The 21,839-nt window shown below is 36.7% G+C and carries 19 protein-coding genes and 3 pseudogenes; 6 read left to right on the top strand and 16 right to left on the bottom strand.

Features of this window, described 5'->3' with window-relative positions; genetic code table 11:
• Positions 1–11: 11 nt before the first annotated feature.
• From hslU to LFLEISCH_RS10645, 15 genes and pseudogenes are all read right to left on the bottom strand, one after another.
• Positions 12–1,416, bottom strand: a pseudogene (gene hslU / locus LFLEISCH_RS10715) (ATP-dependent protease ATPase subunit HslU).
• A 16-nt stretch (positions 1,417–1,432) separates the two neighbouring features.
• A complete protein-coding gene (hslV, locus tag LFLEISCH_RS10710; RefSeq protein WP_007476329.1) occupies positions 1,433–1,972 on the bottom strand; it encodes an ATP-dependent protease subunit HslV in 540 nt (179 codons plus the stop codon).
• Between the two features lie 16 nt (positions 1,973–1,988).
• Positions 1,989–2,868 (bottom strand): annotated as a pseudogene (xerC, locus tag LFLEISCH_RS10705) (tyrosine recombinase XerC).
• Positions 2,869–3,109: 241 nt separating this feature from the next.
• Positions 3,110–4,438, bottom strand: a complete 1,329-nt coding sequence (trmFO, locus tag LFLEISCH_RS10700; protein WP_007476323.1) for an FADH(2)-oxidizing methylenetetrahydrofolate--tRNA-(uracil(54)-C(5))-methyltransferase TrmFO — start codon at positions 4,436–4,438, stop codon at positions 3,110–3,112.
• A 58-nt stretch (positions 4,439–4,496) separates the two neighbouring features.
• Positions 4,497–6,575: a type I DNA topoisomerase gene (gene topA / locus LFLEISCH_RS10695; protein WP_007476321.1), complete on the bottom strand. Its 2,079-nt coding sequence runs from the start codon at positions 6,573–6,575 to the stop codon at positions 4,497–4,499.
• A 257-nt stretch (positions 6,576–6,832) separates the two neighbouring features.
• Positions 6,833–7,678 carry a DNA-processing protein DprA gene (dprA, locus tag LFLEISCH_RS10690; protein ID WP_007476319.1) on the bottom strand — a complete coding sequence of 282 codons (846 nt, stop codon included), beginning with the start codon at positions 7,676–7,678 and terminating at the stop codon, positions 6,833–6,835.
• Between the two features lie 146 nt (positions 7,679–7,824).
• Positions 7,825–8,584, bottom strand: a pseudogene (locus LFLEISCH_RS10685) (ribonuclease HII).
• Entirely contained in the window at positions 8,581–9,444 is an 864-nt protein-coding gene (gene ylqF, locus LFLEISCH_RS10680) for a ribosome biogenesis GTPase YlqF (protein WP_007476315.1), read from the bottom strand. The pseudogene LFLEISCH_RS10685 and the gene ylqF overlap by 4 nt, the downstream one beginning before the upstream one ends.
• 13 nt (positions 9,445–9,457) lie before the next feature.
• The gene (sipZ, locus tag LFLEISCH_RS10675; protein ID WP_007476313.1) at positions 9,458–9,997 is read right to left on the bottom strand and encodes a type I signal peptidase SipZ; all 540 of its coding nucleotides are present in this window, start codon (positions 9,995–9,997) and stop codon (positions 9,458–9,460) included.
• A gap of 99 nt (positions 9,998–10,096) precedes the next feature.
• Positions 10,097–10,642, bottom strand: coding sequence for a type I signal peptidase SipY (sipY, locus tag LFLEISCH_RS10670; protein ID WP_007476311.1), 546 nt, complete (start codon positions 10,640–10,642; stop codon positions 10,097–10,099).
• A gap of 180 nt (positions 10,643–10,822) precedes the next feature.
• Complete coding sequence (gene sipX / locus LFLEISCH_RS10665) at positions 10,823–11,374, bottom strand: type I signal peptidase SipX (protein ID WP_007476310.1); 552 nt, start codon at positions 11,372–11,374, stop codon at positions 10,823–10,825.
• 305 nt (positions 11,375–11,679) lie between these two features.
• Positions 11,680–12,939 carry an ATP-dependent protease ATP-binding subunit ClpX gene (gene clpX, locus LFLEISCH_RS10660; protein WP_007476308.1) on the bottom strand — a complete coding sequence of 420 codons (1,260 nt, stop codon included), beginning with the start codon at positions 12,937–12,939 and terminating at the stop codon, positions 11,680–11,682.
• Positions 12,940–13,105: 166 nt separating this feature from the next.
• The gene (gene tig / locus LFLEISCH_RS10655; protein WP_007476305.1) at positions 13,106–14,389 is read right to left on the bottom strand and encodes a trigger factor; all 1,284 of its coding nucleotides are present in this window, start codon (positions 14,387–14,389) and stop codon (positions 13,106–13,108) included.
• A 105-nt stretch (positions 14,390–14,494) separates the two neighbouring features.
• Positions 14,495–15,418: a hypothetical protein gene (locus LFLEISCH_RS10650; RefSeq protein WP_007476303.1), complete on the bottom strand. Its 924-nt coding sequence runs from the start codon at positions 15,416–15,418 to the stop codon at positions 14,495–14,497.
• 124 nt (positions 15,419–15,542) lie between these two features.
• Positions 15,543–15,758 carry a helix-turn-helix domain-containing protein gene (locus LFLEISCH_RS10645; RefSeq protein WP_007476301.1) on the bottom strand — a complete coding sequence of 72 codons (216 nt, stop codon included), beginning with the start codon at positions 15,756–15,758 and terminating at the stop codon, positions 15,543–15,545.
• 150 nt (positions 15,759–15,908) lie between these two features.
• Here LFLEISCH_RS10645 and LFLEISCH_RS10640 point away from each other — a divergent pair, with 150 nt between their 5' ends.
• The 5 genes from LFLEISCH_RS10640 (at position 15,909) to LFLEISCH_RS10620 (ending at position 20,234) form a co-directional block, all read left to right on the top strand.
• Positions 15,909–16,313, top strand: coding sequence for a helix-turn-helix domain-containing protein (locus tag LFLEISCH_RS10640; protein WP_007476300.1), 405 nt, complete (start codon positions 15,909–15,911; stop codon positions 16,311–16,313).
• A gap of 5 nt (positions 16,314–16,318) precedes the next feature.
• The gene (locus LFLEISCH_RS10635; RefSeq protein ID WP_007476299.1) at positions 16,319–16,717 is read left to right on the top strand and encodes a helix-turn-helix domain-containing protein; all 399 of its coding nucleotides are present in this window, start codon (positions 16,319–16,321) and stop codon (positions 16,715–16,717) included.
• Positions 16,718–16,870: 153 nt separating this feature from the next.
• Positions 16,871–18,064, top strand: a complete 1,194-nt coding sequence (locus LFLEISCH_RS10630) for a PrsW family glutamic-type intramembrane protease (RefSeq protein ID WP_007476297.1) — start codon at positions 16,871–16,873, stop codon at positions 18,062–18,064.
• 111 nt (positions 18,065–18,175) lie between these two features.
• Positions 18,176–18,997, top strand: a complete 822-nt coding sequence (gene proB / locus LFLEISCH_RS10625) for a glutamate 5-kinase (protein ID WP_007476294.1) — start codon at positions 18,176–18,178, stop codon at positions 18,995–18,997.
• Complete coding sequence (locus tag LFLEISCH_RS10620) at positions 18,990–20,234, top strand: glutamate-5-semialdehyde dehydrogenase (protein WP_007476293.1); 1,245 nt, start codon at positions 18,990–18,992, stop codon at positions 20,232–20,234. Before proB ends, LFLEISCH_RS10620 begins: the two co-directional genes overlap by 8 nt.
• A 14-nt stretch (positions 20,235–20,248) precedes the next feature.
• Here the strand turns inward: LFLEISCH_RS10620 and LFLEISCH_RS10615 are convergent, their stop codons facing one another.
• Complete coding sequence (locus LFLEISCH_RS10615; protein WP_007476291.1) at positions 20,249–21,166, bottom strand: alpha/beta fold hydrolase; 918 nt, start codon at positions 21,164–21,166, stop codon at positions 20,249–20,251.
• A gap of 176 nt (positions 21,167–21,342) precedes the next feature.
• Here LFLEISCH_RS10615 and LFLEISCH_RS10610 point away from each other — a divergent pair, with 176 nt between their 5' ends.
• On the top strand, positions 21,343–21,807 hold the full coding sequence (locus LFLEISCH_RS10610; RefSeq protein WP_007476289.1) for a hypothetical protein: 465 nt from the start codon (positions 21,343–21,345) through the stop codon (positions 21,805–21,807).
• The last annotated feature ends 32 nt before the right edge of the window (positions 21,808–21,839 follow it).

Here is a 21,839-nt window from a genome sequence, read left to right as displayed (position 1 = left end):
CCTCCTAAAATTTATAAGATAAATTGTGTTAAATCTTTATTTTGCATAATAGTTTCTAGTTTTTCATTAACATAGCTCTCTGTCACTGTAACAGACTCTAGTGTAATCTCTGGGGCTTCAAAAAGCAAATCTTCTAATAGTTTTTCTAAGATTGTATGTAATCTCCTAGCGCCAATATTATCAGATTCTTGATTTACTTGAAAAGCGATTTCAGCCATTCGTTCAACAGCTTCTTTTGTAAAAATTAAATCAATATTTTCCGCTTTGAGTAGCGCCTTATATTGTTTAATTAACGCATTGTCTGGCTCTGTCAAAATTTTAATAAAATCATCTTGTGAAAGTTTTTCGAGCTCTACGCGAATTGGGAAACGTCCTTGTAATTCCGGAATCAAATCAGATGGCTTAGAAATATGAAAAGCTCCAGCTGCAATAAATAAAATATATTCCGTATTCACCGTTCCATACTTCGTCGCAATTTGTGACCCTTCTACGATAGGCAGAATATCACGCTGCACACCTTCACGAGAAACTTGGGCATTTCCATCCCCATTTTGGCTAGCTACTTTATCAATTTCATCAATAAAGATAATTCCCATCTGTTCCGCCCGGCGAATTCCCTCTGATGAGACTTCTTCTTGATCAATTAATTTTGTCGCCTCATCTTCAAAAAGAATTTTTTTAGCTTCACCGACTGTTACTTTGCGTTTCTTTTTCTTTTTAGGGAAAAGACCAGAAAACGCATCCTGCATACCTGCCATTTGGTCCATGCCACTACCCTTAAACATATCAAACATTTGATTTTGTTGTTCGGTCACTTCAATAGTTACAATTTCACTATCTAGTTCTCCATTTTTAATACGATACTCTAGTTTATTACGCTTTTCTTTTAACTCGTCATCTACAACCTCTTGCTCATCTTGGTTTGTTGCAGCGCCTTGAAAAAGAGCTTCGAACGGATTTTGAGAAGTTTGTTGCTTTTTCTTAACAGCAGGTGCAAGCAGTTTAACAATGCGCTTCTCGGCATTTTCTTCTGCTTTATAGCGAACTAGTTGCATTTTTTCTTCTTTTACTAACCGAACAGATACTTCCACCAAATCTCGAACCATGGATTCTACATCTCTTCCAACATAACCCACTTCAGTAAATTTTGTCGCCTCTACTTTTGTAAAAGGTGCTCGTACAATTTTAGCAATTCGTCTTGCGATTTCGGTTTTACCAACCCCAGTTGGACCTATCATTAGAATATTTTTGGGAATGATTTCATCACGCAGTTCGTCATCCATCATCATACGGCGATAACGATTTCGTAAGGCAACCGCCACCGATTTCTTCGCCCCATTTTGACCCCACAATATACTGATCTAGTCGCTCTACAATTTGCCTAGGCGTTAAACTAACAGTATCCTGACTATCCATATCATCAAACGCTCCTTTATAGCTCTTCTACAATAATATGATCATTTGTAAAGACACAAATTTCTGATGCAATTTCAAGTGCATGTTTCGCGATTTTGCTTGCTTCCATATGTTCTCCGCTATAACGTTTTAAAGCACGGCCAGCACTGAGGGCATAATTCCCTCCAGAACCAATGGCAAGAATGCCATCATCTGGTTCAATGACTTCACCAGTACCAGAGACTAAAAGCAATGTATCTTGGTCCATAACAATAAGCATTGCCTCAAGCTTACGAAGAACATTATCACTTCGCCACTGTTTCGCAAGTTCAACTGAAGCTCGCTCTAAATTACCGCCATATTCATTTAACTTTCCTTCAAATTTTTCAAATAACGTAAAAGCATCTGCAACTGAACCAGCAAAACCAGCAATTACTTTATCGTGAAAAAGTCGTCTTACTTTTCGCGCATTATGTTTCATAATAACAGATTCACCCAGAGTGACTTGTCCGTCGCCAGCCATAGCAGCTTTTCCGTTATGACGAACTGCAAAAATTGTTGTTGCATGCATTTCCATCGATTTCGCCTCCATTTTATGCTCTCGGATGATGTTTAGCATAAGTTGCTTTCAAATGTTCTTTCGTTACATGTGTGTATATTTGTGTCGAAGAAAGGCTCGCATGTCCTAAAAGTTCTTGAACTGTACGCATATCTGCACCGTTATTAAGTAAATCCGTCGCAAACGTATGACGTAACATATGTGGATGTATTTTTCTTGTGAGAGCTGCTTTTTCAATTATTTTTGTCAATATATAACGAATCCCTCTTGGCGTTAGAGGATCCCCGTAATGATTTATCAACAAAAAATCATGATTCTTTTGATATTTTGCCATCAACATGTGACGTGATTTCGTGAAATAAGTAGCCATTGCATCTTCTAAAAAAGAACCAAACGGTACATACCTTTCCTTATTTCCTTTTCCCCTAATTAAAATGGCCTGATAGGTTTGTTCAATATCGCCCACTCGAATATCAGCACTTTCTGAAACCCGAATCCCTGTACCATATAATAATTCAAGAATAGCCCGATCTCTTACTGTAAGCGCTTCATCATCCTCATAAACCACTTGAAATAGAGCTTCCATTTCCTCATTGTAGAAAAACTTTGGAAGCCTTAAATGATTTTTAGCATGTGATACAGATGTAAAGGGATTGTTCTCAACAATTTCTTCTCGTAACATAAAATTATAAAAGCTACGGAGGCTAGAAATTTTTCGAGAAATAGAGCTTCTTGAATAATTTTCCCTTTTAAGTTCAGTTAAATACAATCGAATCGACAAATAATCAACATCCTGATAATTCAAAATATGCTGCTGAATTCAAAAAAGTTTGAAAATCTAGGATATCATCATGATAAGCTAATCGAGTGTTTTCCGAATAATTGCGTTCATTTTGGATGTAACTCATAAACATTTCTACGATTTGCTGTTCATTCAAGAATATCACACCTTTCAAACACTACCATAGTACCATAAGAAAAAGCAAGTTGCAATAATTTCACGCATTTTTCGCAACATTTCCAATTAAATTAGAATCTACTTCAATTTAGTAAATAGGATTGTTTCACCTTTAAATATCGAACTATTATAAATCAGCTTTAAGATAATTCGAAAAACTCCAAAGAAAGCATACAAAATAAAAGCTGAGCAGATGCTCAGCTTAGTTTATTATAGTTGTTTTCAAGCTCTTCCGCAACCTTTTTTATGGAATTTAAGGCCCGGTTTGCTAAGTTTTCATTTCGTTCTTGTTTCGCTTTAATTATTTCCGGTAACTCTGGAAATAATCCGAAATTAACATTCATGGGTTGGAATGTTTTCGTATTTGTATTTGTGATATAATGCGCCATGCTCCCAATAGCACTTTCTACAGGGAATTCGATTAAATCTTCACCTAATACCAATCTAGCAGCATTAATTCCTGCAGCCAAGCCGCTTGCAGCAGATTCCACATATCCTTCAACACCAGTCATTTGTCCTGCAAAAAAGAGGTTATCTCTAGTTTTAAGCTGGTATGTTTTTTTCATTGCTACTGGTGAGTTGATGAATGTATTTCTGTGCATAACGCCATAACGTACTATTTCGGCATTTTCAAGACCTGGAATCAAACCAAAAACACGTTTTTGCTCTCCCCATTTTAAATGCGTTTGAAAGCCTACCATATTATAAAGTGTACCAGCCGCATCATCTTGGCGTAATTGTAAAACAGCATATGGACGCTTACCCGTCTTTGGATCTTCAAGTCCTACAGGTTTTAACGGGCCAAAAAGCATCGTCTTTATGCCACGTTTCGCCATGACTTCAATAGGCATACATCCTTCAAAAAAGACTTCTTTTTCAAAGTTTTTTAATTCTGCTGTCTCAGCTGAAATAAGCGCTTCATAAAAGGTAGTAAATTCTTCTTCCGTCATTGGACAATTTAAATAAGCGGCCTCTCCCTTATCATAACGAGATTTCAAATAGACTTTATCCATATCAATACTATCTTTTTCAATAATAGGAGCTGCTGCATCATAAAAATACAAGTATTCTTCACCTGTAAGGAGTTTAATTTTATCAGCAAGTGCCTCACTTGTAAGAGGACCTGTGGCAATAATAGTCGTCCCTTCAGGAATTTCTGTTACTTCTTCAAGATGAACTGTAACAAGTGGATGGTTTTTCACTTTTTCAGTGACATAAGAAGAAAATTCATGACGGTCGACAGCTAAGGCACCTCCAGCTGGAACTGACGCACGGTCTGCTGCTTCTATAATAATGGAATCAAGTATCCTCATTTCCTCTTTAATGACACCTACAGCATTTGTAAGTCCGTTAGCACGTAGCGAGTTTGTACACACTAGTTCAGCAAACTTATCAGTATGGTGAGCAGGTGTTTGCTTTACAGGACGCATTTCATATAAATCCACCGCAATGCCTCTTTTTGCAAGCTGCCAAGCCGCCTCACTCCCTGCTAAACCTGCTCCAATGACATTCACTCTTTTCTCCAATTTAAATCCCCTCTCATAATTCCTAAATACATTTTAAACACATTTATAATGGTTCAGATTACTTTTGAGTCTCCTCTTTATAATCACAATTTGTACATTGAACTTGTATACCCTTTTTAAGTTTCTTTTCAACTAGGGCATGTTCTTTACATTTTGGACAAGGGCGTTCAACCGGCTTATCCCAAGAAACATAATCACATTCTGGATAACGATCGCATCCATAAAATATGCGTTTTTTCTTGCTTTTACGTTCAATAACATGACCTTTTTTACATTTAGGGCATGTCACGCCAATTTCTTTTACAATTGGTTTTGTATTTCTACAATCAGGAAATCTGCTACAAGCAAGAAATTTACCATATTTACCCATTTTATAAACCATTGGAGCACCACAAACGTCGCAGTCAATTCCTGCAGGCTCATCTTTAATTTCAATTTTTTCCATTTCCTTATCCGCGCGTTCTACATTTGGTTCAAAGCTCTTATAAAACTCATCAATGACACGAACCCATTTCATTTGGCCGTGCTCCACTTCGTCTAGCTCTGATTCCATATTTGCTGTAAAACTAACATCTAAAATTTCTGGGAAATATTCTTCAATTAATTCGTTCACAATTTCCCCAAGCTCTGTAGGCATAAAACGTTTATTCGTAAGGGATACATAGTTTCTACGTTGAATTGTATCTAAAGTTGGCGAATAGGTGGACGGGCGGCCAATCCCAATTTCTTCTAACGTTTTAACAAGCCGTGCTTCCGTGTAACGTGGAGGCGGCTGCGTAAAATGTTGACGCTGTTCAAGCGTTTCGTAATTCACTTTATCGCCTTTTTCTAAATCTGGTAAAATATTTTCTTTTTCTTCCTTATTATCATCGTTACTTTCAACATAAACTTTCATAAATCCAGCAAATTTGACTTTCGACCCATTGGCTCTAAAAGTAACCCCATTATTATTTAAATCTACTCGCATCGTATCAAGAACTGCTGGTGTCATTTGACTCGCAACAAATCGCTCCCAGATTAATTTATAAAGACGTAATTGATCTCGGCTCAAATATTCTTTCATATCTTGAGGTGTTCTTAAAACACTAGTTGGGCGAATTGCTTCATGCGCATCCTGCGAACCTTTTTGATTCTTGTCTTTACGTTTATGATTTCTTGCAAATTCATTTCCGTAATTTTCTTTAATAAAGGCATTAGATTCCGCAGTAGCAGTGTCAGATATTCTAGTAGAGTCCGTCCGCATATAAGTGATTAAACCAACAGTCCCTTGCCTTCCTAGTGGAATACCTTCATAAAGTTGTTGGGCAAGCATCATTGTTTTTCGTGTTCTAAAATTCAACTTCCTAGCTGCCTCTTGTTGTAACGAAGATGTTGTGAAAGGCGCTGCGGGATTTCTAAGTCGTTCTTTTTTCGTTACGTCAATAACATCAAATGTTTTTCCTTTTATTTGGGTCATCACTTCTTTGACGTCATCTGCATTGCTAAGCTTCTTTTTTTTGCCATTTAAGCCATAAAAATTAGCTTGGAAAGACTTTTTACCTTTTTTAAAATTACCATCTATTGTCCAATATTCTTCTGGTTTAAAGTTATTTATTTCTTTTTCACGATCAATAATCAGGCGAAGTGCCACCGATTGAACGCGTCCCGCACTAAGACCTTTTTTCACTTTTTTCCATAAAATTGGACTAATATTATATCCTACTAAACGGTCTAAAATACGTCTAGCTTGCTGAGCATCAACTAAATCCATGTCAATTTTTCTTGGATTTTTAAAGGATTCTTTTACAGCATCTTTTGTTATTTCGTTAAATACAACACGTAAATCATCACTTTGATCGAGCTCTAGACTGTTCGCTAAATGCCATGCGATAGCCTCTCCTTCACGGTCTGGATCGGCTGCAAGGTAGACTTTTTTCGCTTTTTTCGCAGCTTGCTTTAATTCTTTTAAGACGGGGCCTTTTCCGCGAATTGTAATATAACGCGGTTCAAAATCGTGCTCCACATCAACACCCATTTGACTTTTTGGTAAATCACGAACATGTCCCATGGATGCTTTTACTTGAAATTTTTTACCTAAATATTTTTCGATTGTCTTCGCTTTTGCAGGTGATTCTACTATAACTAAATAATCAGCCATCGACTTTTCCTCCCTGATTTGGGTCAAATAAACGGGCTAAATAACAAATTTCTTATTTTCTGCCTCGTTAATTGTTTGCTAGTTTTCAAATAGACTTATAATTCAGTAGTCAATAATAGCCCTTTAAAAAACTTTTGTCAAACTTTCTTTGCTTGTGAGCTAATTTTCAACCATTCTTTAGCAAACTTATATCAAACAATCAGGAAATGCAAGCCAAATCACTTCAATTTACTTTAATACCATCTTTTTTATCCATTTTATTGAATTTCTTCTATTATATGTTGCGGTAAATAAACAAGTTTTGCTCCCTCTGAAATTAAACTGTTTCCCCCGTTCGATCCAAGCGCAAAAATATTACCAGGAACTGCAAATACTTCGCGATTAAATTCTACTGCATAACTTGCCGTTACTAGTGCACCACTTCGTTCTTCTGCTTCAGGAATCAGCACCCCTTTTGCAAGTCCGCTCATCAGGCGACTTCGTTCTTCAAAAAAACTTTTTTCCACACATTGATTAGGTAAATGCTCACTAATCATAACGCCGTAACTTGCTTTAACTTTCTCTAACAAATGCTTATTATTTACCGGATACGGCTTGTTTTGCCCTCCTACTAAAACACAAATTAATTTCCCACCTCGCTCTAACACTTTTTTAGTGACCGTTTCTTCAACGCCGTTTAAGATTCCTGTCACTATTGGAATATTTTCATCGCATAGGCCTTCGGTTAAAAATTTGGTTACCGCCCTCCCATAATGCCTCATTTTATGTGTGCCAACAACTGCAACAGAGGGCTTTATAAGCAAACTCGCATCCCCAAAAACAAATAATATAGGTGGTGGATTTCGAATTTCCTTTAATTGTTTAGGATATTCTTCTTCAAAGTAAAATAAAAATGAACCGCCTGATTCTTCAAATAAACGTAGTTCTTCTTTCACAAAAGTTTCCACTAAAGCATTTTCATTCTCTTCTAAAAAGAGCGTTTCAAATTCCTCATTTTTATAGTTAAAACAATTTTTATCTAAACAATATTGTAAAATTTTCGCCCGTACAATTGCTGGTAAAACTAAAAGTTCTAGCCAAGTTGTTTTATCACGTAAGTCCATCGTGCAACCTCCTTTTTCATCATTTTACTCAAAAATTTAGAATACGCAAATTCAGAAAGAAGGATTTTTGTCCATAGAAAAAAAGAGCACTTCTTCCAAAATGCTCTTTTCCACATGTTTTTAGTCTATTTAGCACTCTTCAAAGTTTAAAAATATGATTTTACAGGAGCGAATGTGAGACGGTGAATATCACAAGGTCCTAGTTTGGCTAAACCCTCCAAATGTTTTTTCGTTCCATAACCCATATTACTTGAGAAATCATATCCTGGATATTTTGCATCATATTCCCTCATCAATTGATCACGAGTTACTTTAGCCAAAATAGAAGCAGCCGCAATTGAAACACTTTTACTATCACCTTTAATGATAGATAACTCATTAACAGAGCGCTTTAGAGGCATTGCATCAATAAGCGTAAAATCAGAAGAAGGTGATAAACCATCTAAAGCTTCATTCATAGCTATTTTTGTCGCTTCATAAATATTTACTTTATCGATAACAGAGTGTGGAACAATAGCAACATGATAACTGATAGCACATTTTTTTATTTCATCATAAAAAAACGCTCTTTTCGTTTCACTTAACTGTTTAGAATCATTAATTCCAACAAGATTGAAATCTTCTGGTAAAATAACAGCTGCGGCAACAACTGGACCAGCTAATGGGCCCCGACCGACCTCATCAACCCCGGCAATATGGCAAAATCCTTTTTGGAAAGCCTCTTTTTCATATTGTTTCATAGTCGCTAATTTTTTTTGAAGGAGTAAATTTTTTTCAATTCTTTTTTCGGGCACTTTCGAGTAAAGTTTGTACGCCTTTTCGTTGATCACGAATAAAAGGAGCTAAATCATCCTCTGTTTGTGCATTGTTTACAATTTCTTTTATTTCTTTAATCGAAAAACTCAAATCTCCTCACCTTTTTCAGGTAAATCGAAAGAAAATCTACCAATTTTTTGTTGACGAATTTCACGTACAACCCATTCAGCTGCTCGACTATAGTCAGGTTCTTTATATTTATCAAAATACCCATGTTTAGTCGCGATAGCCGCCAAAATTTCAGTATCCGTTTTGTCCGCATAATCAGGTATACTTAACCACCCAACTAATTGATTAGGATAGTTTTTTTCTAGAAAATGGAGGCCATATAATGCGATTTCTTCCATATTTAACAAATCATCTTTAATGGCTCCTGTAAGCGCTAGTTTAAATCCAACTTCTTGATCTTCAAATTTTGGCCAGAGTATCCCTGGCGTATCAAGTAATTCAAGCGTCTTTCCTACTTTAATCCACTGCTGTGCTTTTGTAACACCCGGTTTATTCCCAGTTTTTGCAATGTTTTTTTTGACAAGGCGATTAATTAACGTAGATTTCCCCACATTTGGTATCCCTAAAATCATTGCACGAATAGCTCTAGGCCTCATTCCACGTTCTTTTTGGCGCGCGAATTTTTCCGCCATCAATTCTTGTGCAGCCCGTTCAATTGCATGTAAATTTTTACCTTGTTGGGCATTAACAGGAACTGCTAATAATCCTTTTTCCTTAAAATAGGCCACCCATTCAGCCGTTATCTTCTCATCTGCGGCATCACTTTTATTTAAAATAATGACTCGTTTTTTTTGATGTATAATCTCTTCCAACATTGGATTGGAAGAAGACAGCGGAATTCTAGCATCTACAAGTTCAAAAATTACATCTACAAGTTTAAGTTTTTCTGTTACTTCCCGGCGCGCTTTTGCCATATGGCCAGGAAACCATTGAATTACCATACTTTCTCTACCCCTAATCAATTATTTTTGCATCTGCAAGTGGCCAGTAACAAACAGGAGCAGTTCCAACCATTTTAGTTTTAGAAACTGGCCCAATAATTCTACTATCACGACTTGCTCGACGGTTATCTCCTAAAACAAAATAGGCATTGGAAGGAACTTTTCCTTCTGGAAGCAATTCTTTTGTGCTATAATCTTCAGTCAAATAGCCATCTTTCATTTTCTTTTTATAGTCATCTAAATAAGGTTCATCATATTTCTTGCCATTTATGTAAAGCGTATCTTGTTTATATTCAACAACATCCCCGGGCAAGCCAATGACACGTTTAATATAGTCCGTTCCATTTTCTCTAAAAACAACTACATCAAAACGTTCAATAGAGCCAAAGCGATTAATAATTACACGATTACCATCTGTTAACGTTGGCATCATCGAGACTCCATCCACAATGATAGGTACAAATAAATAAAATCGAATGAATAGTGCTAAAATAATTGCTACAACTGCGGCCCAGATCCACGCCCATAACCTCTTTAAGTTTTTTTCTTTCAACTCACTTGCACCGCCTAATTTTTTACTTCCGTTCTTTCATTATATACGAAAACCATTTGTCTGAATAGGAAAATCCGCGAGTTATCCCGCGGATTTTTATTACTTACTTGAAAATTGTAATACCGTACCATCTATAGAAGAATTATCAATCAAACCAAACATTCTTCCATCCATACTTCCTTCACGATTATCACCTAAAACAAATAATTTACCTTTTGGAACAACATCAAAACCGGTTACATCTTTCAATGAGAAATTACCATTCCCATCACCTGGTTCACGGTAAGTCTTCATACCATCAGCTAGGTAGGTTTCCGGGTGTTTCTTCCCATTTAAATATAGCTCCCCGTCCTTAAACTCGATACGGTCTCCCGGGATACCAATTACTCGTTTAATAAAGTATTTGCCTTCATCACCGGTGGATACTGGGGCATCGAAAACCACAATATCAAAGCGGTCAGGCCCAGTTACTTTTTCGATAAAAACTCTATCTCCATTTTCATATGTTGGATACATGGACAAACCATCCACTTTTACGGGAGCAAATATAAAAGTACGAACAAGTAAAGCGATTACTAGTGCAGCTCCAATAACTAGTACCCAACTCAAAATTTGTTGTTTTTTTTGATTTTTTTTTCGTTTCATTTTCTGACATTTGCGTCTTCCTCTCATGCGCGTTCATAATAAGTTTTATGCTTATTTTAAAAATAGCACTTCTTATTATCCCATTTATTTTTTTAGATGTAAAGAAAATAAAATACTACTACAAGAGAACTTTTTAACTAATTACCCGAAAAAAAGGATAAAAAACCTGGCAAGCCAGGTTTATCGCTGTAAAGTATTACTAAATGATATTACTTTCCCAAGCACCGCATCTTCTTTTATAAAACCAATGTAGCGACTATCTTTACTAATTCGACGATTATCCCCCAGTACAAATAATTGCCCGCTAGGCACCTTACTTACACCCCCACAAGCTGGTAATTGACTAAGCTTAAAGTCTTCGGTTAAATAGCCACTTGAAATACCTTCTTTTTCACTATCTAAATACGGTTCATCATATTTTTTACCATTAATGTATAATTGATCTGCTCGATATTCGATTGTATCTCCTGGAAGCCCTATCACGCGTTTAATATATTCTGCTCCTTTTTCATCCGGTGCAGGAAAAACGATAATATCAAATCGTTTAGGGTTTGCCATTTTATTAATAAATAAATGTTCCCCATCATGTAAAGTTGGATACATAGAATCCCCGTAAACGGTTACCGGTGAAATGAGGAAATAGCGTATTCCAAACGCAATAATTAGTGCCAGCAAAATGACTTTTAGCCATCCCCAAATTGCTGACCTCGATCCACTCTTTTTCGTCTCCATAAAACCCCTCATTCCATCCAATTTCATTTTCTTGATTATACATGAAGAAGATTGAAAAATATAGCAAAACGTCCTTTTAAAGCGTGGTACATCAATTTATAAGCTAAAAAAACCAGTATCTCAGCTGAGATACTGGTTTCAGGCTGCAGACAAACGGCAATCTTCGGTTAGCGCCTCCGTTCCGGTGCTCACGTACAAACGTACGCTCCGCTCCGATACTCGGCTCTGCCTAGAATCTCAACATTTGTCAGCAGCCTGATTTTGGCTTACGCCGCTTTGTTTTGCGTAAATTTTAAGTTTTTTTATCAAGCAGAAGTTTTTATTGGGATAACAGATCCATCTTCAAGTTGAAGTTTTGGATCAGCTTCACCTAAAACAGCTTCTTTTGTAATGATACATTTTACAATATCATCTCGTGAAGGAATTTCAAACATGACATCAAGCATTAAGCTTTCAATAATAGAGCGAAGCCCACGCGCACCTGTCTTCCGGTGAATAGCTTCTTTTGCGATTTCATGTAAGGCTGTATCTTCAAATTCCAATTCCACATTATCAAGCTCAAGCATTTTTTGGTATTGTTTCACAAGTGCGTTTTTAGGTTTGGTTAAAATCGAAATTAGCGCTGACTCATCTAGTTGTTCAAGTGTGGCAATCACCGGTAAACGTCCGATAAATTCAGGAATTAATCCGAATTTAAGCAAGTCTTCTGGTACCACTTTAGAAAGATACGTCTCATCTTCTTTTAGAACTTCATTTTCTGTTCCAAAGCCGATTACTTTTTCGCCCATCCGATTTTTAACAATTTGCTCAATCCCATCAAACGCTCCACCAACAATAAATAATACATTACTTGTATCAATTTGAATAAATTCTTGATGTGGATGTTTACGGCCACCTTGAGGAGGAACACTTGCTACAGTACCTTCTAAAATTTTAAGAAGTGCCTGTTGCACACCTTCCCCAGAAACATCACGCGTTATAGAAGGATTTTCAGACTTACGCGCCACCTTATCAATTTCATCAATATAAATAATCCCTTTTTCCGCTTTTTCAACATCATAATCTGCAGCTTGAATAAGTTTTAAAAGAATATTTTCGACATCTTCCCCAACATATCCTGCTTCAGTTAATGAAGTGGCATCCGCAATTGCAAAAGGTACATTTAAAATTCGAGCAAGTGTTTGAGCAAGTAATGTTTTACCGCTACCTGTTGGCCCAATTAAACAAATATTACTTTTTGAAAGCTCGACTTCATCTTCAGAGGAATCCGTTGAGTTAACACGTTTATAATGATTATAGACTGCAACAGAAAGTGCTTTTTTAGCACGTTCTTGCCCAATCACATAATCGCTTAAAATGTGACGGATTTCTTGTGGCTTAGGAACATCTCCAAAATCAACAAATTCCGAAACATTTAGCTCTTCTTCAATGATTTCATTGCAAAGTTCAATACATTCGTCGCAAATATAGACGCCAGGACCTGCAACTAATTTTCTAACTTGATCTTGCGATTTACCGCAAAAGGAGCATTTCAATTGGCCTTTTTCATCATTAAATTTGAACAAATCTTATTCACCCCTTCGTTCCTATTTCAGTCGAAATTTAATCGACTTTATGATTTTATCATAGCATTATGAAAAAAGAAATTCTACTTATCTGGCCTCGATAAAGAAAGGACACGAGAAGACTCTCATGCCCTTAAATAAGTTTAAGTTTCAAAAGGCTGCTTGTTTATTTTTCAACAGCACTGTCCACTAAAACATCAATGGCTTTACGGATTTTAAGATCAGATTTAAGCTCACTTAAGTCACCAAGTGCAGCACGTACTGCGTCTTTTTCCATTCCGTACTTCTCAGCAAGTGTAGCCACTTCTTCGTCTACAGCTTCTTCTGTAGGTTCAATATTTTCTGCTTCTGCAATTGCCTCTAAAACTAAGTTCATTTTCACACGTTTTTCTGCATCTTTTTCCATTTGGTCATGCATGGATTCTTCTGTTTGACCAGTAAATTGGTAGTACAGTTCAGGTGTAAGACCTTGAGCTTGTAAATCTTGTTTGAAATGGTCTAATAAATGATGTGCTTCATGGTGAATCATAGCATGCGGAATATCAACTTCTGCATTTTCAACCGCTTTTGCAATAACTTCATCTTGTTTTCCTTGAACGGCTGCATCTTCTTTTGCTTCTTTCAAACGTTTTGTTACTTTTTCTTTTAATTCATCAACTGTATTCACTTCTGAATCAATGTCTTTTGCAAGCTCATCGTCAAGTTCTGGAACTTCTTTTGTTTTTACTTCATGTACTTTTACTTTAAATAGAACTGGTTCACCAGCTAGATTTTCAGCATGATACTCTTCCGGAAATGTAACGTTTAGTTCTAATTCATCACTCGCTTTAGCACCAATTAATTGTTCTTCAAACCCTGGGATAAATTGTCCAGAACCTAGCTCTAATGAATAGTTATCAGCTTGCCCACCTTCAAAAGGCTCATCTTTATGGAAACCTTCGAAATCGATGACTACTGTGTCCCCATTTTCAGCTGCTTCTTCTTCTTTTACAACTAGATCAGCTTGGCGTTCAGTCATTGTTTTTAATTCTTCGGCTACTTCCTCATCAGTTAATTCAGCATCGCGTTTTTCAACTTCTAAGCCTTTGTAATCACCTAATTTTACTTCTGGTTTTACAGTAACTTCTGCTGTTAATTTCCAGTTTTCGCCTTTTTCCATAGATTCAATGTTTACTTGCGGTGTATCAACTGGATCAATACCAGCTTCTTCAATGGCCTGCGCGTAAACTTCTGGAAGGAGGATATCAAGTGCATCTTGATAAAGAGCTTCTTCTCCAAAACGTTGGTTAAAGATTTGACGTGAAACTTTACCTTTACGGAATCCTGGTACGTTTAGTGTTTTACGAACTTTTTGGAAAGCTCTATCTAAACCTGATTTAATTTGTTCTTGATCGATTTCAAAAGAAAGTGTACCTATATTACCTTCCTTTTTTTCCCATTTTACTGACATGGTCATATTCCCTCCATCATCTATTGATTCATTTAAATTCATTTCATGACAAGATTCAGCCATACTCACTCATAATAACATAAAAACATGGGGTTTGAAAACAAATTAGAGTAAATAATTTTGCCCATACTCCTCTAATTTACGAATAAAATCTAAGCACTTTTGAATCTCCGGCTTTCTGTCGCCTTGTGGAACGTCGTCTTCGCCGTATAATCCCTTTACCCAAAGTAAATAACTCTTCCCCCATAAGGATACACTATCTGGCGTAAAGGAAAAAGGATACATAATAAAATAATGGTGCTGTATAATCTGTGAAAACTGTTTAAAAAGAACTGGATTCTCATTTTCTAGAACTGGCGCAAACTCATTTTCTATTTTTTCAAGGAAATAATTCGGTTCATAGGTTTTGGGATTAAAAAAACCTTCTAAATCAAGTTTTGTAATTCGGATTTCCTCATCTATTTGATATTCTTGCAACACTTCAAAAATCGCTGACTTAACAAACGGCGAGGCATATTGATCTGTTAAAATCGTGTAGAAACTCTCTTGATAAGTTGTCATTTCTTCTCTACTAATTTCTTTTAAAAACAACAGCTGTTCGTGACTGCTTAATTCTTGAAAATCCAAGTTCGTTTTTTGAAAAATCATTTTTTTAGGAAAAGGAATGACATTTGTTTCCTCTTCTTTTTCTTGTATCGCATCGTCCGTTGTATATTGCCGAATTAAAGCAAAGTATTGATCCATGGCGTTTAAATTTTGATAAACATTAGCTAATTCACTTAAAATATCTTGATTATACCCTGACATCGTTAAATATTGTTCGCCAATCATTTTGGCTTGTTCATAATTTTCGCATTGATTTAAAAGTCGAATTAAGGCATGATTAATCGTTGTATCACAAGGATACATTTCGTGCTGAACGTAAAGATACTTGAGTGCCTCCTCTTGCTCTTTAGTAGAAAGTGTGGCATTTCGTTCTTCCATTATTTTAAGGATAAACGCTGGGGGCAAATTACTATTTCCCTTCATTTTCTAAGCTCCCTTTCTTTCCGTAGATTGGTATATTCTATGTGATTTTATGAGGATTGTCAACTTTTCAGGCAATTAAAAAAACGCCTCCCAACAGTCTCTGGGGGCGTAAAAATTCTATTTTTTAATCACAAAAATCTTCTAATTTACAATTTAATATTTCGCTTAAAATAAGCGCATTTTGATATGATAATCTGACCAAGCCTTTTTCAACATTTGAGTAGCCGCTTGTATATTTATAGCCCATCTCTCGTGAAATAAATGCTTGCGTAATCCCTTTACCAAGGCGAATCTCTCTAATTTTCTTCACATTGATATTTTTAGTGTACATCTGTTCCATCTTGCAGGTCTCCTTTCACACACTTTGAGTTACTAATAATAGTTTAACAACTCCTAAAGGGTATGTCAATTTATTTGCAATTCGTTTCGTGTTGTTTTATACTTTATTTGTGTATAATGTTGTATAATATGTGTAAAGGAGATGAATACTATGACAAAATTAAGTCAACAGATGACTTCCTTGCGCGAAAAACGTGGCTGGACAAAAAGAGAAGCCGCAAAACGCCTTGGCTTGACCGCCCCCTCTACATATGGAAATTGGGAGTATGGTTTACGTGAACCTGATTTAACAATGGTGGCAGAAATCGCCACTCTTTACGATGTCACGGTGGATTATTTAATTGGCGAAGAAGATGTTCCCCAGTCGAAACCTCACACAAATCAGGACAACATCAAATGGGAACTGGAACAAATTTCCGAACAGTTATTAGATGCCAGTGAACTTACTTTGGGAAAAGAACCCATCAAACCACATGTAGCAGAATTTTTAAGAAAAAACATTCAATTTATATTAGATAACGCTGAATTAATTAACCGAATCACCGAAGAGGAGTGAATAGAATGGCCAAATTAAGTGAACGACTTAAATTTTTACGGGAGAAAAAAAACTGGTCTAAAGTGCAGACTGCAAAATATCTTGGGTTAAAAGCCCCTTCTACATATGGAAACTGGGAATACGGCTTGCGTGAGCCTGATCTAGAAATGGTCGCTAAAATTGCCCTTCTTTATGGTGTAAGTATTGATTATCTTCTTGGCGAAAATGACTTGCCTACATATGAATTATTGCATCATAAAACTTCACCAGATATCAGTATTTATATAGAAGCGATTTGCGATAAATTAAAAACACAAACTGACTTATTTTTAGGAAAAAAGGAGTTATCAGAAGCCACCCAGGAGTATTTAGTCGAAAGTTTACATTTTTCACTTAAACAGGCAGAAAAACTAAATAAATTATGATGTTTTCATTTAACGGGGCGGAGCAAATAAAATGGCCCCTTCGATGATTAGAAATGCAAACGCGAAAAACAAAACGGGTTTTTCGCTTTTTTTGTTTAATCTATCCCAATTCGTGGAATGTACTTTATGACTAACAAACGAGGGGGAGAAATTATGGAACGCTGGTATGTAAATAAAGATGGACATAAAAAAGGACCGTATACCATTATTGAACTTGAAACATTGTTTCGAAAACATCAGATTAATGAAAAGACGGGGGTTCAAAAAGAGGGGGAGAGTGAGTGGCATCCTTTGAGTGAAACTTCTCTTAACTCTCATTTTGAACAAAAGAGACATGGTGTCTTGAGTCATGTTGATCACTTAACGGGTGAAGCCACGCATGCGGATCTTAAAGTTGCTGATTTATTTAAAGATGTTTTTAAGAAACATAAAAAAGGCGAAGGAAATAAAATTTTTATTGTTGGGACGACGGAAACAACGCCACCTGAAAATCAAATTTCTTCTTCTTGGCCGAGACCTTGGGTTTACTCACGTGTATTTATTGTTTTAGCCATTACTTATGCCTTACTTCTTGCGTGTACATATATTTTTGGAAATGCGAATACGATTCCCGGATTAATGGTAATTGGATCGTTTACAGTTCCTTTTTCAGCACTAATTTTCTTTTTTGAAACCAATGCACCGCGTAATATTAGCATTTTTGATGTTGTTAAAATGTTCTTTATTGGTGGAGTTGCGGCACTTGTAGCGACACTCATCCTTTATAGCATTATTCCAGTTGGCAAATTAAACTACTTTAATGCCCTTCTTGTAGGTATTATTGAAGAAACTGGTAAAATGGTAATTGTTGCGCTCTTTATTAAATCATTAAAATCGAAATATGTATTAAATGGCCTACTAGTTGGGGCCGCTGTTGGAGCTGGTTTTGCAGCCTTTGAATCATTAGGATATGCCTTCAATTATAGTATTGAAGCCTTAGCTTTAACAAAAAATGTAACATTTGCTAGTGATACGATGTTAGAAATTATTTTTGCTCGCGGTTGGCAATCTATCGGTGGCCACGTTGTCTGGGCTGCTATTACAGGGGCTGCTATTGTATTAGCTAAAAAAGGAAGTTCAAAATTGGAGATGCATCACCTATTTACTGGTGAATTTTGGAAAATATTTATTATTCCTATCGTCCTCCACTTCTTATGGGATTGTCCGCTTAATCCCCTTCCGCAAATTGCATTTAAACAAATTGTACTTATCATTGTAGCTTGGATTGTTATCTTAACGCTCATGAGTACAGGTTTGAGACAAGTATCGCGTCTTGAAAGAGAACATAAAACAACGAACGCTCTTTAAAGTAACTGGCTAGCTTCGAAATGAAGCTAGCTTTTTTTGTGTGAAAAACACTGGTAAAAACTCGATTTTATAGTAAAATAGAGATATTCTATTTCCGAAGGGGTAAGAAAAATGCGTGAATCTTTGAAACAATGCAAACGAATCGTTATAAAGGTTGGGACAAGCACACTAATGTATGAAAATGGAAACATTAATTTACGTACGATTGAAAAACTTGCTCGTGTGTTAGCGGAGCTTCGAAACGAAGGAAAAGAAGTGGTTCTCGTTTCTTCAGGTGCGATTGGTGTGGGCTGTAGAAAACTTCAACTAAATGAGCGACCTAAAACAATTCCTGAGCAACAAGCGATTGCCGCTGTTGGACAAAGCGAATTGATGCATATTTATAGTAAACTTTTTGGTGAATACGGTTATACGGTTGGGCAAGTTTTATTAACAAGAGACGTGACAGATTTCCCGATTAGTAGACAAAATGTTATCAATACCTTTGATATGCTTATCACACAAGGTACAATTCCTATCGTTAATGAAAACGATACTGTTGCTGTGGAAGAGATTATGCATATTACGAAATTTGGTGATAACGATCGCTTATCTGCGGTTGTCGCTGAACTCATCCAGGCCGACCTTTTAATCATGCTATCCGATATTGATGGTTTTTATAACACCAACCCCCTTATCCATCCCGATGCTACTATGTTCCATGAAATTCATGAAATTACAGACGATACATTGAAATTAGCCGGCGGGAAAGGTTCTGAATTTGGCACAGGTGGAATGCTTACAAAATTAGCGGCCGCTGAGCTTTGTTTAAAAAACAATCAAAAAATGGTGCTTACAAATGGAAATAATCCCGATGTTATTTATGCGATAATTTCAGGCGAACAAGTCGGCACACTCTTTGCAAAACGAAAGGAGGATATTTTAAATGGGTGAACTACAAATAAAAGGAAAACTTGCGAAAGAAGCCAGTCGTTTTTTAGCTCTTGCTAGTACGAAGCAAAAAAATACCGCACTTCTTGAAATGAGTAGCGGCCTTATTGCCAATTATGAAACAATTTTAGCTGAAAATGAAAAAGATGTCCTCACGGCTAAGCAAAACGGAACGCCCGAAACGATGCTTGATAGACTACGCTTAACGAAAGAGCGTATTTTTGAGATAGCAAACGGGGTCAAACAAATTGCGGATCTACCTGACCCTATCGCCCAAGTTGACGGGATGTTTCAAAATGAAGCAGGGCTTACTATTGGTAAAAAGCGGGTCCCACTTGGTGTAATTGGGATTATTTATGAATCAAGACCAAATGTCACTGTAGATGCTGCAAGCCTTTGTTTTAAAGCAGGAAATGCGGTCATTCTTCGTGGTGGTAGTGAAGCGATTCATTCTAACCTCGCACTCGTTAGCATTTTACAACAAGCCGTTCAACATGCAAGCTTTCCTAAGACCGTCATTCAACTTGTGGAAGATACTTCCCGTGAAGTGGCCAAAGAGTTAATGTGTTTAAATGAGTATTTGGATGTACTCATTCCGCGTGGGGGGGCAGGCTTGATTCAATCTGTGCTTCAAACAGCGACAGTGCCGGTCATTGAAACGGGGACTGGGAATTGTCACGTTTATATTGATGCAAACGCCGATTTTGATATGGCCACACGTATTTTAGTGAATGCGAAGACTTCGCGCCCATCCGTTTGTAATGCCTGCGAAACGCTTCTGATACATGAGGCTGTCGCAGAGGAGCTGCTTCCGCTTATTGAAAAGGAACTTTCCCCTTTTGATGTTGAACTTCGTGCGGATGATAAAGCGCGCGCCTTTTTATCCCGTGCTATCCCTGCAACTCAAAAAGATTTTGAGACTGAATTTCTTGATTTTATTTTAGCAATTAAAGTTGTTACGAATGTGGAGGATGCTATTTCGCACATTAATCAGTATGGTACGGGGCATTCGGAAGCGATTGTGACGAACGATTACTTTACAGGTCTAAAATTCCAAAATGAGGTCGATGCGGCGGCCGTATATATTAATGCTTCTACCCGCTTTACAGATGGTTTTGAGTTTGGGTTTGGTGCAGAAATTGGCATTAGCACTCAAAAACTTCATGCCAGAGGGCCGATGGGTTTACAGGAATTAACTTCTACTAAATATATTATTTTTGGCGAAGGTCAAATTAGATAAAAGGAATGCCTTTGTTAGGCATTCCTCTTTGCATCCAACCATCTAATGATATCTGAAAAAACAACTTCTTTACATGTTTCATTCACAAGTTCGTGGCGGGCGCCTTCATATAACTTATACGTCACATCAGACACGCCATTTTCAGCCAAAGTGATGGCAAGCTTTGGAATATCTTTTCCGTAATGCCCAACTGGATCCTCTGTTCCAGATAGCAAAAGAAGCGGTAGTTCTTTAGGTATATGTTTAAAATGAGATTTTTTTTGCGACTCAGAAATAACCGTGAAAAGAGTGTGAAAAAAGCCAGACGTTCCAACAATCGGTCCCCCGAAAGGATCTTTTTCATAGGCTTTTTGAACAGCCTGATCTCGAGTTAACCAACTAAAATGTGAGGTATCCGAATACGTGCGATTATACCCCCAAAAAGCAAGCTTATTTAGTAGGCCGCTACGTCTTGCGGCATCTTTTTTTATCCGCCTGCTTGACACCCATTTTGCAGCGTTCAAAAGCAACGTTGGCTGCAGACCACTACCACACAAAATCACGCCATTTGTAGGATATTCCGCCATAAAAAGCCTTATTAAAAAACTCCCCATACTGTGTGCAAAAATAAAATAAGGCAAGTCAGGATAATGCTCTTGCGCATAAAGCTGTACCATCCGCTCATCTAACACCATTTTCTTCGCACTATTCTTTGGCTCAATATGCCCAAGCTCATTTTTGTTTAAAGCTGTTTTACCAAACCCCCTATGATCATCAGCCAAAGCAATATACCCCGCTTTGTTCAAGGCCTCCGCCAGTAAATTGTATCGCCCACCATATTCAGACATACCATGTACAATTTGAACGATACCAATTGGATTTTCAACCTCATCCCATATATATACATGTAGCTCTACATCATCATGCGTCTGTAGTTTCCTTTCTTTATACATCGGAACCCCTCCCTTCTTTCCCATTATAGCATGCAACCGTTTTCTTCGTTTATAGGGCTTTTGTATAGAAAGTAAATTTTAAACAGTTCTTTAGATGGATTTCTAGGGAAACTTCATTTAGTTATTGCTCATTTTTTCACATTGTAGTATTCTTACACTATAAGGAGATGATTCAGATGTGTCAAAGTCTAGCACACATGCAAATGTATGATTATTTACTCAAAAAATACAGTAATAAAGAACTTTTTCCTAAAACAAAAATGGTAATTGAAATGGATGGTAAGCTCTGGGCCGGTGATTTTATTCGATTAGAAGATTGCCATATTATTGAAACTGATTGGGATGACCAAAGGTATACACCTGTTGAAAAAACGCGTGCTGCCATTAATCAAGAGTTTGATGAAAAAATCCAAAATTCAAATGTTAATGTTAGCGAAAATCGAATTGACTCTAAAATCTCAAAATTAAAAGACATTGAAATTCTTTATGCTGAAATAAAAGCTTTTGTAGATAGCGTTGATAGCAAAAAAACAACTCTTCGTCCTTTTCTTTATAACGTCTTTTGTTTAGATACACGTACCCAACTCCCCTTCCTTGATATAACAGGGAAAGAGATTCATTTTGTATCATTAACACAATAAATTTTTGAAGTATCTCAAAAAGAGATACTTTT

The organism is Listeria fleischmannii subsp. fleischmannii LU2006-1 (assembly GCF_000344175.1).
Lineage (GTDB): Bacteria > Bacillota > Bacilli > Lactobacillales > Listeriaceae > Listeria > Listeria fleischmannii.
Note: the sequence above shows the minus strand (reverse complement) of the source record. Positions and strands in the feature narration are given on the sequence as shown.